Annotated in this window: 11 protein-coding genes and 2 pseudogenes; 4 read left to right on the forward strand and 9 right to left on the reverse strand. The window is 68.3% G+C overall.

Features of this window, described 5'->3' with window-relative positions:
* Positions 1-1346 precede the first annotated feature (1346 nt).
* The 6 genes and pseudogenes from DRB96_RS12120 to DRB96_RS12145 form a co-directional block, all read right to left on the reverse strand.
* On the reverse strand, positions 1347-2765 hold the full coding sequence (locus DRB96_RS12120) for a Wadjet anti-phage system protein JetD domain-containing protein (protein ID WP_112448465.1): 1419 nt from the start codon (positions 2763-2765) through the stop codon (positions 1347-1349).
* On the reverse strand, positions 2758-5829 hold the full coding sequence (locus DRB96_RS12125) for a hypothetical protein (RefSeq protein WP_112448466.1): 3072 nt from the start codon (positions 5827-5829) through the stop codon (positions 2758-2760). The genes DRB96_RS12120 and DRB96_RS12125 overlap by 8 nt, the downstream gene beginning before the upstream one ends.
* Positions 5826-6476: a hypothetical protein gene (locus tag DRB96_RS12130; RefSeq protein ID WP_112448467.1), complete on the reverse strand. Its 651-nt coding sequence runs from the start codon at positions 6474-6476 to the stop codon at positions 5826-5828. Before DRB96_RS12130 ends, DRB96_RS12125 begins: the two co-directional genes overlap by 4 nt.
* Before the next feature lie 4 nt (positions 6477-6480).
* On the reverse strand, positions 6481-7047 hold the full coding sequence (locus tag DRB96_RS12135; RefSeq protein WP_112448468.1) for a hypothetical protein: 567 nt from the start codon (positions 7045-7047) through the stop codon (positions 6481-6483).
* On the reverse strand, positions 7044-8321 hold the full coding sequence (locus DRB96_RS12140) for a hypothetical protein (protein ID WP_112448469.1): 1278 nt from the start codon (positions 8319-8321) through the stop codon (positions 7044-7046). Before DRB96_RS12140 ends, DRB96_RS12135 begins: the two co-directional genes overlap by 4 nt.
* Before the next feature lie 145 nt (positions 8322-8466).
* Positions 8467-8799, reverse strand: a pseudogene (locus DRB96_RS12145) (transposase family protein); the annotation flags it as partial.
* A 634-nt stretch (positions 8800-9433) separates the two neighbouring features.
* Between DRB96_RS12145 and DRB96_RS12150 the strand changes: the two are divergent.
* Positions 9434-10150 (forward strand): hypothetical protein, encoded by a 717-nt coding sequence (locus tag DRB96_RS12150; RefSeq protein ID WP_112448470.1) that lies wholly within the window; start codon positions 9434-9436, stop codon positions 10148-10150.
* On the opposite strand, the gene DRB96_RS12155 is transcribed toward DRB96_RS12150, so the two are convergent.
* Positions 10143-10397 carry a hypothetical protein gene (locus DRB96_RS12155; protein WP_112448471.1) on the reverse strand — a complete coding sequence of 85 codons (255 nt, stop codon included), beginning with the start codon at positions 10395-10397 and terminating at the stop codon, positions 10143-10145. The two genes, DRB96_RS12150 and DRB96_RS12155, sit on opposite strands and share 8 nt — an antisense overlap.
* A gap of 476 nt (positions 10398-10873) precedes the next feature.
* Between DRB96_RS12155 and DRB96_RS44495 the strand changes: the two are divergent.
* A pseudogene (locus tag DRB96_RS44495) lies at positions 10874-11050 on the forward strand (helicase associated domain-containing protein); the annotation flags it as partial.
* A gap of 194 nt (positions 11051-11244) precedes the next feature.
* On the opposite strand, the gene DRB96_RS12165 reads toward DRB96_RS44495, so the two are convergent.
* The gene (locus tag DRB96_RS12165; protein ID WP_112448473.1) at positions 11245-12255 is read right to left on the reverse strand and encodes a pentapeptide repeat-containing protein; all 1011 of its coding nucleotides are present in this window, start codon (positions 12253-12255) and stop codon (positions 11245-11247) included.
* Positions 12256-13225: 970 nt separating this feature from the next.
* Between DRB96_RS12165 and DRB96_RS12175 the strand changes: the two genes are divergently transcribed.
* Entirely contained in the window at positions 13226-13564 is a 339-nt protein-coding gene (locus tag DRB96_RS12175; protein WP_112448474.1) for a hypothetical protein, read from the forward strand.
* A gap of 36 nt (positions 13565-13600) precedes the next feature.
* On the forward strand, positions 13601-13915 hold the full coding sequence (locus DRB96_RS12180) for a hypothetical protein (protein ID WP_112448475.1): 315 nt from the start codon (positions 13601-13603) through the stop codon (positions 13913-13915).
* Between the two features lie 119 nt (positions 13916-14034).
* On the opposite strand, the gene DRB96_RS44500 is transcribed toward DRB96_RS12180, so the two are convergent.
* Positions 14035-14820 (reverse strand): MFS transporter, encoded by a 786-nt coding sequence (locus tag DRB96_RS44500; protein WP_239516176.1) that lies wholly within the window; start codon positions 14818-14820, stop codon positions 14035-14037.
* Between the last annotated feature and the right edge of the window lie 8 nt (positions 14821-14828).

The raw sequence follows: 14828 nt of genomic DNA on the forward strand, positions 1-14828 counted from the left end.
CGCCGGGGGTGTTCCGGGTACGGCCGCTGCCCCAACTCCTCGACGGCCTCGGTATCACCGTCCACGGACACGGCACCCCACCCACGGCCGACCTGACCCTCTCCTCCACTGCGGTCCGCCAGGTGGCCACGATGGCCGGCATCCCGCCCGACCACATCGCCCACGCCCTACCGCACCTGACCCAGCACGGCAGCCCGCCACCCGGTACCGGGACAGGCCCGGCCACCGCGATCTGGACACCCGTGGGAAGAGAACACCAGGCCGTACCCGCCTGCACTCTGTGCGTCGGCCGCCACAGCCGCGGCACCACCCTGACCACGTGGATCCACCGGCCCTGGCACCGGCTCATCTGCCCACAACATCAGCAAGCCGCCCCCGACCCCCGACTCCACACACCCCTACACGTTGAGGCGATACCCGAACTCACCGCAGCGCCCCATGCCCACCAGCGCCTCCAGCGTCACTCCCGGGCCATGACCACCTGGACCATAGCGCGCGGTCACCACCCGTTGGTACGACCACCAGCAACACCTCACCCACCCGCTGGCACCACCGACTACACCAGCTCACCACGGCCAACCCCCACCTCAACCAGCCGGGAACAGCCTCCGCCACGCTGTTGGCCCGCGACCTGGTCACCTACCCCGAAACCGTCACCCTCGCCCGCACCTCGTCCAACGACGATGCAGGCGTGGCGGTGCCGGGAGGTGAGGACGCACGGGCGGCCGGCTTCCAGGGGGATGGCCGAGGCGTCGCCGCGGCCGGAGAGGGGGTGCAGGACGAGGGTGATGGTGAACTAGGCATCGGCCTCTCCGCCCGCAGCAGCCGACGTCGCCCCGGCCTCGGACGGGCAGCACCCACCACTGCGGCCTGCCGGGCCGTCCTCGATCGCGCCCCGCATCCGCACCAACTGGCCCGGGGCCACCGCCACCGCGCAACGGATCCGGCCGGCCCCTGCGTTCGGGGTCACGCCCGAGGCCGGGTCGGGCTGCGGTCCGTACGCGACATCGACATCAGCGGCGACGTCTCCGCGGCCAGGCCATACGGTCCCGGGCACCGCCGGCAGCCTGCACGCGGTTCCGGCGTGGGCACGTCCGCTCCTCGTCGGCGCCCGCGGCCACCACCGCCTGACCGGCCGCCACATCGAGGACGGCCGCTTCGATCCGGTGATGGCCGCCGGGGCGCGGCACCTGCGCGCACACCTCGCACGACTTCTCGAACAGGCCGGGGCTTCACGAGAGTGGGCATGGCGGCCTGTCGAGGGCGCGGCCCCTTTGGCGGATGCCCTCCGGCTTCACCGGACCAGGGTCCGTGCTGCATTCGTCGCTTTCGGCTCCGTGCCGTGGTCACCCGATGCCGGACAGGAGCACCGCTTCCAGCAGACCTGGCAGTGCGGGCAGGACTTCGTCGTAGAGGGTCTCCTGCTCGCAGCCTTCGCCTCCAGTCCGGGCGATCTCGCCGGCCAGGTCTCGCAGGGCCGGCAGGGCTTCTTGGGCGAGCTGGATCGCCAGTTCGCGGTTGCCCGCGAGCTTTTCCGGGGGCTGGAAGTATTTGACGCCGGCGCGGTAGAGGTCGACGGTCATCGCGATCGGGGTGACGGGCCTTGCGACGCGGTCGGCGAGGTTGCTGATGATGCGGATGCCGTGGGCGTCGAGGTCGCCCCATGCCACGAGAGGGAGCCCGTCGAGGGTGCGCAGGAGTTCGACGAGGCCGTTGGTCGCGTAGCCCTTGCCCCAGACGCACAGCCAGGTGTCGGTAATCTCCGGGATCTTGCAGATCTGTTCGAAGGTGTCCTCATTCTCGACGATGAACAGGCCTCGGGCGTCGCAGGAGATCATGCCGAGGGTGTGGACGCCGCGGGCCGGGAGGGAGAGCCAGGGGTCGCAGGCTGCCGTGTCGGCGATGACGGTGCCGACGCGCCACTGGAGAGGTCCGCGGATGCGCAGGTCGGTGTCGGCCTTGTCCACGGCTTGGTCGAAGGGGACGCCGATGAGGTTGGAGAAGGCCTGCTGCCGTGCGGGGGTCCACGTGCTTTTGGTGTCGCGGAGGCTGCGGCCGGCGAGTTCCTTCGCGGTGATCTTGCGGGGCTGGCCTTGGGCGGGCCACCAGGTGCTGGCGGCCCGGACAGCGAGTTCGTAGACGCGCCAGTCCTCGGCGCGGGTGGCTGTCCCCTCGGGGACCTTCAGGACGCGACCGGGTGGCGTGTCGGCCAGCAGCTGCTTCTCGGCGGCGAGTTGGGGGATGTCGGACATCAGGTGGAGCAGTTCGCTGTGGAGGTCTTCCGGGTGGGAGCGGCCTTTGAGTTCGGCGAGTTTGTCCTCGGCGAGCTCTGCCCATGAATGCGTCAGGGTCCAGGAGCGGGGGCTGTAGCCGGTGACGTTGACGACGTCGCAGCGCAGGATGACGGCGCCGCAGCGGATGAGGTCGACGGTGACCTGCCAGGCGTTGTCGCCGAGGGCGGCCTCGATGGTGGACCAGCGTTTGGTGCTCTTCGTCTCCAGGACTTTGGCCAGTTGCCGGGTCGTCAGGGTGGGTGGTGGGTCATAGGGGCTGACCGGGTGGTTGGCGACCAGGTCGACTTGGCGGGGTTTGATGCGTTGCTTGCGGTCCTTGGGGACACGTACGTGGATGACGTCGTCGGCGTCCTTGATGACGCGGGGCAGGGTTACCGCGATGACACCCGGGGGTAGGTCGCGCAGCGGGACGCTTTCGCGCCCGTATGCTTCGCCGACGAGGAGCGGAGGGCTGTTGGCGGGGTCAGGCATGGGAGCGTCCTGCAATGATCCACTCTTCGGTGAGTCGGGTCCGTTCGCCGTTGCTGTCGAAGGCCCAGACGGTGGTGGGCTGGTTGGTGATGTCTGCGGCTGATGCGTGGGTGAACCAAAGCAGTTCGCCGCAGACGTCGGCGGCATCGGCCAGGACGCTGTCCTGGCAGGTGCCGAGGATGGTCAGGTGCTGGTCCCGGGCGACGTCGCGCAGGGCTGCGAGCATGTCTTTGCGGTTGGTCTCGCCGAGGCTGTTGCCGAGTTCGTCGAGGATCAGCACGCGTCCGCGGCTCTGGTTGTCGGCGAGGAGGGCTGCCAGAACGAGCAGGATGGCGTGCACCTTGACCTGGGCGCTGTTGGCGTTCTCCCGGTAGGAGACGTATCCGCCGGTGCGGGAGCGCTTCCAGCGCGGGGTGACCTGCCAGTGCCAGTCGCCAGCCCCTTGGGGGCGGACGCTACGGTGCTCGAGCTTGGCACCGAAGCTGCCGCTGCCCAGGTCGAGGTCGTTGAAGGCCGCGCCGATCTGGCTGAAGAGACCCTCGAGGTGATTCTCGATCATGTCCTGGATGGTCTCCAAGGCGTTCCTGCGCGTGGCCCCGACTGCGTCCAGCTCCTCGATCGCCTGCTCCCGGGTCCGGCGGTCGCGGGTGATGCGTGCTGCCGCCACGTCGTCCTGCTCCCGGTGGCCGGCCAGCCGGTTCTCCAGCGGGTAGGCCGCGTCGGCGAAGGAGCGGGACGGCGGCTCGCCGGGCTCGGCATCGGCCAAAAGGCGTGCCATCTTGTCGCCTTCGCGTAGATCTTCGCCCACGTCCGCGTCGGGGTCGCCGTCGACACCGTAGCGCTCGTAGGCGCGGCGCAGGGCGTGCTCGGCCTGTCGGCGCAGTGCCGCGGGTCGAGGGGCTTGGGGCTGATCGGGGATGTCAGCCAGCCGGTGGATTGCCTCGTCGAGTGTTTTGCCCCACAGATTCTGCCATTGCGCTGCGGCTGCCTTGGTGCGCTGGTGTTCGAGGGCGGCGATGGTGCTGCGACGGTCTTTGAGTTCCTTTTTTGCGGCGTCCAGTTCGAGCTTGGCAGTGGTGAGGCGCTGCTTGTGGCCGTTGTGTTCGCCCCAGGCGTGCTGCCAGACTCCCTGGAGTTGTTCTTCGGTTCGTTTGGCTTCGACGAGTCGAGCGTCGGCCTTGGCGACGTCCGTCTGGAGTTGGTCCTCTTCCGTCTCGAGTTGGGCGAGTTTCTCGGCGGCTCGGGCTGCTGTGTGCTGTGTTTGGGCCAGGGTGACGCCAGCGGCAGCGGCTGTCAGGGTGTTGGCGTTTTCTGCCACTTGCGTATTGGCGTCGGCGAGTTGCCGACGGGCCTGCTGCAGCCGGGTTTCACGTCCGGCCAGCGGGGTGGTGAAACCGCCCGTGACGGTCAGGGCCAGCGCCTGGTCGTGGACATCGGCGCCGTCGGCCGTGGGGCCGAAGCGCTCGTTGAGGGCCGTCAGGAAGCGTGCCAGGTTCAGATTGCTGCGAACTCCTTCGGGCAGCGGTTCCCGCTGGAGGTCGCAGATGACGATCTGGGTTCCGGGCAGGGCGGTGTGAAGGAGACCTCGGGCCCGGTGCTCGTGGCGGGGCTGGACCACAACGGCATCGCTCCAGGGAGCAAGGCGCGGCTCCCACAGCGGACGGGCGGTCGCCTCCAGATCGATCTGGTCGAGCAGGCCGAAGGCGGGGATGCCGCGGTCGCTCAGCAGGTCGATGGCGCGGCCGGCGGTCCCGCTGCGGCCTTGCTCGACGTCGTTCAAGTGCTTCTCGGCGCGGGTGACGGCGGCCTCGGCAGCATCGCGAGCCTGCTCCGCCTTGAGGTGGTCGCGCCTGCCCAGCTCTAGTCGGTTGGCGGTGGTAGCCGTGTCGCTTCCGTCCCAGCCCTGAATATGGGGCAGAAGGGTGGAGCGCTCCTCGATCAGCACCGCGTGCCAGGTCGTGAACTCGGTGAGTTTCTGTGCGAGTTCGCTGCTGAGTTGCTGAGCGTTTGACCAGTTCTGTGCGGCCTGGCGCTCCAAGTCGGCGAGGTCGGTAGCCGATCTGAGCGTGCTCTCGCGGTCGTCGGCTTCCTGTGCGGAGGCCTCGGCGGCCGCGACGGCCTCCTGTGCGGCTCGGACCTTCACGGCGATGCTCTCGTCGAGAGCGCAGGCCTCACGGTAGGAGGCCGCGAGGTAGCACTGCCACGCCGCTCGGCCAGCTTCGAGGCTGTCTCGGGCGGCCTGTCGGGCTCGCACAGCGTCCATCACCTGCTCTTCGGCGCGCCGTTGCTTCTCGTGCTCCGTTTGAGCCTTCTCGAGGTCGATCTGGCTCTCCAGCGCGAGGCCGCGCAGTCTGTATTCCTCGTCCAGCAGATGGCTCATGCCTGACAGGGCGATCAGGGACCGGCCGATGTCCTTGGGTTCCATCTCTGTCAGCTGCTGGCTGAGCAGCGAGGGGGCGGGTGAGCGCAGGGCGGTGTCGAGGTAAGTGAGGCAGCGGGGGGCGATGCCGTAGAGCTTGTCGGCCATGGCGCGGGCGGAGAGCAGTTCGCGTGTGCCCAGTGCGCGCCAGAGGTCGTCGGCCTGGATGCTGCGTTCGTGGTCGGTGGCGGCGTCGGCGAGGTGCAGACTTTCGGTCCAGTTGGCCTGCAGGTAGGGCGCGGTGGTGGCGATGCGGATCCAGACGGTCAAGGGGTTGGCCGCGGGGTCGGCAGGGTGGGCGAAGACGCCGACGATGTAGCCGTGGTCGACCGGCGATGCCCGGTGGGCCTGGTCGACTCCGGCGGCTTCGGGATGGAACAGGATGCCGCTGGCAGGTCGTCCCCCGTTGGTGTCCAGTCGCCATTGCGGATCGGCCAGCAGCAGGGAGACGGCGATGAGAAAGCTGGTCTTCCCGGAGCCGTTGGAGTCCTCCTTGGGACCGAGGCCGGAGACCGCGATGAATGTCTCGGGGACGATCGGGACGGGGTGTGAGGTGAGCCTGGCAATGTCAAAGGTCTGCATGGCGACGAGTTGGCGGTCGCCGACGACGCCCCGTGGCAGGTCGGACGCGGGTGGGGTGGTCATGGCGTGTCCTGTCTCTGTCGATCAGGGACGACGGTCGGGGATGCCGGGCGGAAAGCTCGTCGGCGCCGGATCGACTCGGCGAGCGGACCGGCGGGGTCGGCCAACAGGATGAGTTCTTCGAACAGTTCACTGCCCGCGGACTTCGTCAGGCGAAGAAACTGGTGACCCAGGACGTAGCCGGTCCTCGTGTGGCGAACCAGGTCCGCGTCGACCAGTCGCTGCAGAGCGCCGGTGACGACTCCGTCGGGCACCCGGCAGCCTTTGAGTTCCTGCACGGGCACGGGCGTGCCGAGAGTCCAGGGCTGGTCGGGCAGGGTGACGCCCGAGGCCTGGGGAATGGCAACGCTGTGGAGCAGGACCAGGGTGAGGACGGCGCGGTCGGCGCGCGGCAGGATGCCGATGCCTTCGTGTGCCAGGCGCTGCCTGACGTCGTCGTCGTAGCCGGAGAGGTAGCCGCCGCCCACAGCGAGCAGGGTACGTCCGGACGCGGCCAGGACCTGTTCCACGACGACTCGAAGCGCAGTCTCCGCGAGGGCGCGGTAGTGGGCCGGCCGTACTGGCAGCCTGGCGGTCTCCACGGCGCTGACCGCGGCGCGTACGTCCGCCCGCCGGCCGTAGGGCAGGGAGTCCAGTGCCGGTATGTCCACCGTGTCACTCCTTCCTCGGGCCGGGTAGGACGTCGTAGCCGCTTCGGAGTTCGGTGACGTCACGCTCGGACCACAGTGCGCACATGGGGCCGAGGCGGATCGTGCCGTCGTCTTCGTCCGGGGCGAGGTAGCCGCAGGCGCGCAAGAAACGTACGGCGGCGAGGAAATGCGAGGTGCGGCCCAGTGCGCCGATGCCCTCCCGGGGGGCGAGGGCATCGTGGAGCGGGGCCAGGGTGGCTATGACGTCGTCCTGTCTGGCGGCCTGTCCCGGGTACAGGGGCTGGCTCCGGTCGGGCCAGCAATGGCGGATACAGGCCGCGAGGGTGACCAGGCGGAAGGCCGAGGCAGGGCGGCGGACATCGCTGTCGTCCAGGGAACCGTTGGCGGGTTCGACGTCGGGGCTGAAGGCGAGCATCAGTTCACGGTTTCCTCCTGCGGTGACGACGTCGGTCAGGCGCCGGTCCACGTCATCGACAGCGCTGCGCAGCCGAGCGAGCTCTTCACGGTCGGCCGGGACAGGAAAGGTGCGCGATGCCCTGGCACGCGCCAGCTGGTAGCGGTCCTCGCTCATGAGGGCTCTGCCGGCGTGGTCTCGGAGTCGTCGTTGCGGTCCTGCATGTCCTGAGGGCCGTCGGGAACCCGGTACACGGCCATGGGCGAGGCGTAGGTGACAGGGCCGTCGGGATCCACCACAACCTTCCGGGAAATGGCGAGCATGAACGGCAGGGCCGGGTCGGCCGCGGCACGTAGCAGATCGACGACATGTCGGACCGCTGTCTGCCACGGCATCGCGCGCAGTTCCTCCGTGAGGTCGGCTCCGGCCCTGCCCCCCATCAGCAGCGTCACCGCGGCTTCGCGTCGCTCCCGTGCCCGGGCGACCCTGGCCCGCGCGGTCTCGACCGGATCCGGACCCGGCGGCCTGGCGGGAGGCCGCGGCAAGCGCTGCCGCGGCGGCGGGGTCCGGTGGTCGGCGGCGGCGGTGAGAACCTGGCCGACAGTGATGTCCACACGAGGCGGGTCGAAGACGGTCGCGGCGAACACGCCTGCCAGCGCGTCGAGAGGCGCCCGACGGGCAGCAGTCAGGTACTGCTCGGGCAGCAGCATGCTGAAGTCGCGGCGGGTAATGGCCTGCCGCATGAGCCGGTCGTGGAACTCCTGAACAGCCGCCGTGTATCGCAGCGCCTCCTGGATCAGCCGCGTACCGGCGGGGCGCAGCCCGGGGTACCGCTCCGCGATGGCGTCGACGACGTACTTTGCCTCCTGGATCGACGCGGCATGGGCGTGATGGTGGCGCTGACCGAGGAGTTCCTCGATGGGCCTGGTCCGGACGAGCCTGAGCAGATGGTTGGTGTAGTTCGCCAGGCTGCGCCGGACTTTGGCGATCTTCGTGGCGAGGTCCGCCCCGGTCAGGGAACCGTTCAGGATGCCTTCACGGGTCCGGTCCAGGAGCATCGTGATCTCGTGGACTCCGCCGGCCTCCCGCAGGCGCTCATAGACCAGGAGCGCCGCCCCGCTGGTGGGGTTGAAGACATAGCGCTGGTCGTGGGCCTTGAGCCGCAGCGGCTCCAGCAGCTGGAGCCTGGTGAAGACATGGAAGCGTGCATCGAACTCGTCGGCGGAGGCCACTGACTCGCATGCCTGGGAGATCTCCGCGCGGCTGAGGCCGTTCTCGGAGCCGGAGTCCCCGAACACATCTCGAATCGCCTCGGCGATGCGCAGCGCCACCGGATCGGCGGTTACCGCGCCGGCCGTGGCGGCCACTGGCGCGACGAACGGCGGTATGTGCTGGAGACCATCGGCACTGTCCTCTAGTTGCGCGGAGAACAGATCAGGCTGATCCGACAAGCGCCCCCCTCACTCCCCCGCCCCGGACCTATCGACCAAGCATGACTGTCGATGGCGTCAACGCGCCCGGAAACGAGCCAACTTGTACTTGCTCATCACCAGGCGGCCCTTCACCCGAGCCCGCACGATCGTCACGATCTCGAGATACGCCGTCGCCCCTGAGGCCGCAGTCGCAGAGGATCTTCCAGGTCTTCATGCGGGCGAAGACGCGCTCGACGCGGGCTGGCTCGAACCTGCTTGTGGGACTTGTTGTGGTCCTCCTACCAGGCCGGGAGCCTGGTCTGGCCGCGCTCGCGGCGGTGCGGGATGACGAGTCCGGTTCCCGGGTAGCCGCCGTCGGCGATCGTGAGGGTCTTGCCGACGGCGGCCTTGGCGCCGGACTGTAGCCTCGCGGGCCTCCAACCGGCCATGAATGTCCGCAGCGCCTCGACCCGCCAAGGACCATAGGCGTTCTCACATGATCTGCGGCAATCACAAGCACCTTGCAGGATGCCAGTTCAGGCATGCTCCCCTCCCCGGGACTGCCTCATTCCATAAGCAGGACCACAGGTCAGAGCCGCATTGCTGCCGCAGTATCAATGAGAACTCATAACACGGCTCTGACCAGAAATAACAAGCGCGCATGGCCACAGGCTCCGCCGTCACCTACAGGCGTGTCACCACATACACAACAACACCAAGATCAATCCCACACAACGACGAAACCCCAGACCAGCACCACGAACAACCAAACCGAACACCACCACAGAGCACTCGGCCACGACCATCGGCACCCGCCCAACCCGACCGTAATCCCAGGCCAAACAGTGAAACACCAGGCCATAACAGCCCCGCTACCACCCACCTAGCGCTCCGTCACACCTGCGCTTCGCTCCGGACGGGTTCGGGTCTCGCTCCGCCCCACCCCGAACGGCCCGCTGCGCAGGCCTCAATGACCTCGTTTCACAAGGTCCGGGCCTACGGCCCGTGGGGCGGGTCCGCTCCGCTCCCCATCCCAGAGCCCTTCCGGCTCCTCAGGGCCACCCTGCTCAGCATCAGCACGGTCTTGTGCAGCTATCCCCACATGACCAGACTTCTGACTGGCCATCTTGAAGGCTCACTCTGGGGGCGGCGTGAACACAGAAACTCTGCTTGGGCTCGGCTCAGCACTCTTCGGCGGCTCCGCCGTAGCCTTCGTCAACCACCTCGGGACTCGGGAGAAGGGCAAAGCTGAGGCCGACAAACTCCGTGCAGAAGCCGAGCAAATCCGGTTTCAGACCTCCACACACATGAGCACTGGGCTGAGCATCGACCCGAAAACCGAGATCCCCGCATGGCAAGTGACCGGAGACAGGGCATTCGAGGACTACGAGGCCCTCCTCGACTCCGAGGTCACGCGCCATGCCGGCTGCAGCGCCCGGATCGACGCAATGCCAAGGGCCCGGGGCTTCGCCACACTCATGCAGTCCGTCGACGCCACGCCATTTCGCGGACAACGGCTCCGTATGACCGCCTGGGTCAGGACCGAGAGCGTCCGGAAAGCCGCGATCTGGATGCGGGTGGACGGGCCCGACGGCAACATGCTCGCATTCGACAACATGTCCAACCGGCCGATCAAAGGAACTACAGGCTGGTGTCAGTACAGCATCGTTCTGAACGTCACCTCCGAAAGCCTGATGCTCGCGTTCGGCTTCATGCTCTCCGGTCGAGGCCGAGTCTGGGCAGACGATTTCTCCTTCGAAGAGGTGGGCCTTGAGGTACCCACGACGCAGACCACACCAGCCGGCTACGAATTCCTGGCAACTCCGCAGAACCTCGGCTTCGACGATCCCGTTGGCCTACTCAGCTGACCGGCGTTGAACCACTGCTGCCCGCGCAGACACCAACCCACCACCCGCACACAACAAGTCCTTTGGCGACGCCTGCCGTGCCGCCCAGGACCGACAGGACGAAGTCCGCCTGCACCAGACCCAGGTCGCCCGCCCGCCAGGCGGCCGCGAGCAGCACACCGGTCACCAGCAGGCCCTCGACCGCGATCCGGTCCCGGCCCGACAGCGCCCACCAGGCCGCCCGTACCCGGTCCACGCGCGCCCACAAGCCCCGCCATATCCGTCTTGACAGATCGGAGGTACCCCATGCCCCGCAAACCGCGCACCCCCTGCCGGATTCCCGGGTGTCCCGAGCAGACCCGGGCCCGCGGAGGTCCGCGACGGTCCGTGAGGCTGTGGCCGTTGACTGCATCAACAGTTTCGTACGCAAGGTGAAGTGACTGTCGGATGACACACACCCACCATGACCAGCAGAAAGGGTCAAACTGCCCACCCGAAGGGGCGAGGGCTGCGAGATGGACGCGGACGGGAATGTTCAACCGCACTGCCGTCCGCGCCATCGGATCAAGACCCGTGGAGAGATTGGAGCCGCGGGTGCCCCGTTCTGAGCATGAAAGGACCTGCCAGAACGGGACCCAACCCGTGCCAGGCGGCACCACCTACCGCTGAGGAAGCGTGAAGAGAGGCCGGGGCTGGATCGTCTGTGGCTGGGCCGGCCCCGAGCACCGTTTGGACTTCGACAAAGACTGGGACTGCCCCTGGCCCCTGGACTGGCAGCGCCGCTACCGCGTGCTCGCCGACCTGGTCGACGCCGACGGGCAGCTGCCCGACATTGCCCCGGGCGTCGTCTTCGACGGCGACGACGTCGGCAAGTGGCTCCAACAGCAAAAGCAGCCGGCCACCTGGGCACGGCTGCTGCCACCGAGCCAACACCGCGGCCCCGCACCCGGCGGTCCAAGCCCGACGGCAAGGCCGCCGGTGCCGCTACACGCGACTCAGGCACGGAGATTCCCACGCAGACTCCCGTCAACGCCTGACCTTGCCGGTTCACCCGGGCGGGTACTACTCGCCGGAAGCGCCTGAGGTCGCGCATACTCGTCTGGCCTTGCCAGCAGTCAGGACACCGGTACTGGGGGTACTGGCAGATCCGCCCCGCTGTTCCCGGAACCCTGCACGCGATACCGGCCACCCCCGATCGGCACGGACCGACCCCGCATTACCGCTGCAACGCCATCAGACCAACGTGTCTGATCCGACCACTCCACCCCCACCAGGTCCACGTCGGTCAGGTCCACGTCAGTCAGGTCCGCTTCGGTCAGGTCCGCTTCGGTCAGGTTCGCGCCGTTCAGGTCCGCGTCGGTCAGGTCCGCACCGTTCAGGTTCGCACCGCGCAGTTTCGCGCCGCGCAGTTTCGCGAAGCGCAGGTCCGCGCCGGTCAGGTCCGCGCCGTTCAGGTCCGCACCGTTCAGGTCCGCACCGCGCAGTTTCGCGCCGCGCAGTTTCGCGCCGCGCAGGTCCGCGTCGCGCAGCTCCCCGCGGATCAGGTCCGCGCCGTTCAGGTGCGCGCCGCGCAGGTTCGCGTCGGTCAGGTGCGTGCGGGTCAGGTCCGCGCCGTTCAGGTTCGCGTAGCGCAGTTTCGCGTCGCGCAGGTCCCCGTGGGACAGGTCCGCGCTGGTCAGATCCGCGCCGGTCAGATTCGCGCCATTCAGGTTCACGTAGCGCAGATTCGCGTCGCGCAGGTACGCGCCGGTCAGGTTCGCGCCGGTCAGATCCGCGCCGGTCAGATGCGCGAGGATCAGGTCCGCGCCGTTCAGGTTCGCGTAGCGCAGTTTCGCGCCGTTCAGGTCCGCGCCCCGCAGGTCCGCGTAGCGCAGGTCCGCGCGGATCAGTTCCGCGCCGTTCAGGTCCGCGCCGCGCAGGTACGCATCGCGCAGTTTCGCGCCGCGCAGGTCCGCGCCGCGCAGTTGCGCGCCGTGCAGGTCCGCGCCGCGCAGGGACTGGCGCCGAGCGCCGCCAGTCAGAAGTACCCGAGTCCACCAGTTGGAGGCCTGAATGCGCAGCCAGGGACGGGAAGGGCTGGCAGCTACGGCAAGCCGACCAAGGAAGGTGTCAGAGCGCGTCCTCATGGACCTCCCCCTCCCCGGGCACAGGCGGCAGCGGCGGGGCTACGGCAGCCTGAGGGCGGCGTCGGCGCCGCGGTTCGACCTCTACACCGGAGAGGAGGCCCCGGATCGTAGCGGGGGCACCGATGCCGAAGATGAAGGCTGGCCACGGCCCACTGATCTGACTATGTGCGGCGGCGGCCACCAAGGATCCCAGCATGAGCCCGGCGGCCACAACAAACAGCCGCGGCCCCAGTTCGCCTTCCTTACGCCACGGCCAGGTGTATCCCGCCGACACGACAGCTGCAGACAGGGAGAACACCGAGGCCGCTCCACCGCCAGCCAAGCCCCACATTGCCGCCTGCCACCACGTCATGCTCCAACGATAGCCACCCAAGGCAGCTATTTGCAGGGCCAGTTAGAAAATGCGCCAAACGCCCAGGGCTGCAGGCGACACGGGGTGTGAAGTACATGTATCCGCTGCGGTTCGGCAGGCGCCGAGGTGAGAACGCTGTCACCAGGCCACCAAGGGGTAAGCGCTGGAAAATGAGGGTCTGCCGATACTTGTCCCGGACACGGCTTTTCCGGAGGTCGGCAGGTCGAGAACACCCGCCGGGAATCAACATCGGGAAGCGGGGGTGTTGACGAACTCACTAGCCGGCCACTTGTACCCTGGTGTCCGACCTACGAGGCCGTCCTCCACCACTTGGCCACGCCGACACGCACCCACCGGGCCCGGGCGAGAGCCGCGGCGTGTGGTCCAGCCAGCGGAAAGGGCCCCGAAGGCGTCGCTGACCCTGGGGGCGGATTCCTGGCCGCCTACTCGGACCCTGTGTTCACCTTGATCATTTGCCCTGCGTTCGGGGTGTGCGCCTCGGTACGATCAGCCCCTGGATGATCCGCATCCACCTCGACCTCCCGCCCGCCGACGCGCTAGTCCGACGCCGGCGGTCGACACCAGACCGAGAGTTCACGCAGATAGGGAAGCCACCCCTTGATCTTCGAAGACGCGAAGCGCTCCTTAGAGCGGAAACTCCACGTCCAGGAGTACCGCCACACCCCCCTGATCGACGGGTACGAGGACGCGGAAAAGCTGTACAAGCACTTCCGAGCCCACCTGGACATGGTGAGTGCATGCCTGAAGTCGCTGACGTCCTACGAGTTCGGGGGTCAGTTCTTCCGGCAGGTCGCCGAGGTGCCGTTGCTGACGGCCGACCCGGAGACGACGGCGCTGAAGCGCGAGGACATGTACACGGACATCGCCCGGGTGGGCACCAGCCTTAAGGCCGCTCTCCCGCCCGGTCCGCTCACCGCCACTGCCGCGGCCTTCTAGGCCGCCTATCTGACGATCGCCGCGTCCAAGGAGCGAATGAACCTCGCCCTGACCGCGCAGCAGGAAGCGCTCGGGGAGCTGAAGAAGCGGGAGAAGTCCATTGACGAGGCGCGTCGCCGCGTGGCCGACCTGCGCTACGACCTGGAAGCGGCACGGCAGTCCAGTGTCCCGAAGCCGGCCACGGACACAGCGCAGGCGGAGCAGGACTATGCCGACGCCTCGAAGACGGCTCTAGGCGCGATGTCGGCTTTCAACGGCGATCAGGGCATCGGCGGGATCCTCCGCGGCATCTCCGTGGCCCACCATCAGTTCTCCGCGCAGGAAGCCGACGCTCTGAAGAACCTCGGTTGATGTGCGACATCACGTGAGTTCCTCTGAGTTCCGGGACCCCGCTGCCTCCGAGGACGGGGAGGTCGAGGAGGGCTGAGGGTGCAGGTCCCGGCCGAGGTGCCGGCCGGGACCTGGGGGTGTCAGTCGGCCTGGTTGGCGGCTTGCTTGGGCAGGCAGAACATCAGGGCCCACATCAGGGCGAGGAGGCCGCCGACCCACCACAGCACGGTGACGAACGCGTCGCGGTTGACCGCGCCGTCGGGCGAACCGCGGGTGATGGCGAAGAACACCACGGCGGTGAGCGCGATGCCCAGGTGGATGGCGGTGTTGAACAGGCCCGAGGCCGAGCCTGCGTCCTCGTGCGGGACCCTGGCCAGTGACAGATCGGCGAGTGGGCCGGAGACCATGCCCAGGCCGAAGCCGATCAGTACCACCGGAGCGGTCATCGCCAGCAGGGTCAGGTCGGCCTGGTGGCTGCCGATCTGGAGCCCGTAGGCGATTATCGCAGCGGTCGCGATGAGGGCGCCGGCCTGCGGCAGACGGCGGGCGAAACGTCCGGCGGTCTTCGCCGCGATGGTCGCGCCGGCCAGTTCTCCCACGGAGAGCAGTACGACGGCCGCGGCCGCCTCAAGCGGGCTCATGCCCAGTCCGCGCTGCAGGTACAGCGTCCAGGTCATGAAGAACAGGCCGCACAGCAGGCCGTGCATCAGGTCCGCGGCCATGCCCCCGGAGAACTGCCCGACCCGGAAGAGGAACAGGGTCACCAGCGGGGCGTTGCCCTGCCTGCGCCGCTGCTGGCGCAGGAAGACACCGAGGACGAGGGCGCCGGCGGCGAGCATGGCGAAGCACCACAGCGGCCATCGGTGGGCGTGGCCCTCGGTGAGCGGGAAGAGGATCAGGACGATGGCCAGGCCGGACAGCAGCATCCCCCGGC

The organism is Streptomyces sp. ICC1 (genome assembly GCF_003287935.1).
Lineage (GTDB): Bacteria > Actinomycetota > Actinomycetes > Streptomycetales > Streptomycetaceae > Streptomyces > Streptomyces tritrimontium.

Coding starts and splice junctions, on each gene's coding strand:
- DRB96_RS12165 (WP_112448473.1), bottom strand. CDS start 12,255: ATGAGGACGCGCTCTGACACCTTCCTTGGTCGGCTTGCCGTAGCTGCC.
- DRB96_RS12135 (WP_112448468.1), bottom strand. CDS start 7,047: ATGAGCGAGGACCGCTACCAGCTGGCGCGTGCCAGGGCATCGCGCACC.
- DRB96_RS12125 (WP_112448466.1), bottom strand. CDS start 5,829: ATGACCACCCCACCCGCGTCCGACCTGCCACGGGGCGTCGTCGGCGAC.
- DRB96_RS44500 (WP_239516176.1), bottom strand. CDS start 14,820: ATGCTGCTGTCCGGCCTGGCCATCGTCCTGATCCTCTTCCCGCTCACC.
- DRB96_RS12180 (WP_112448475.1), top strand. CDS start 13,601: ATGAACCTCGCCCTGACCGCGCAGCAGGAAGCGCTCGGGGAGCTGAAG.
- DRB96_RS12120 (WP_112448465.1), bottom strand. CDS start 2,765: ATGCCTGACCCCGCCAACAGCCCTCCGCTCCTCGTCGGCGAAGCATAC.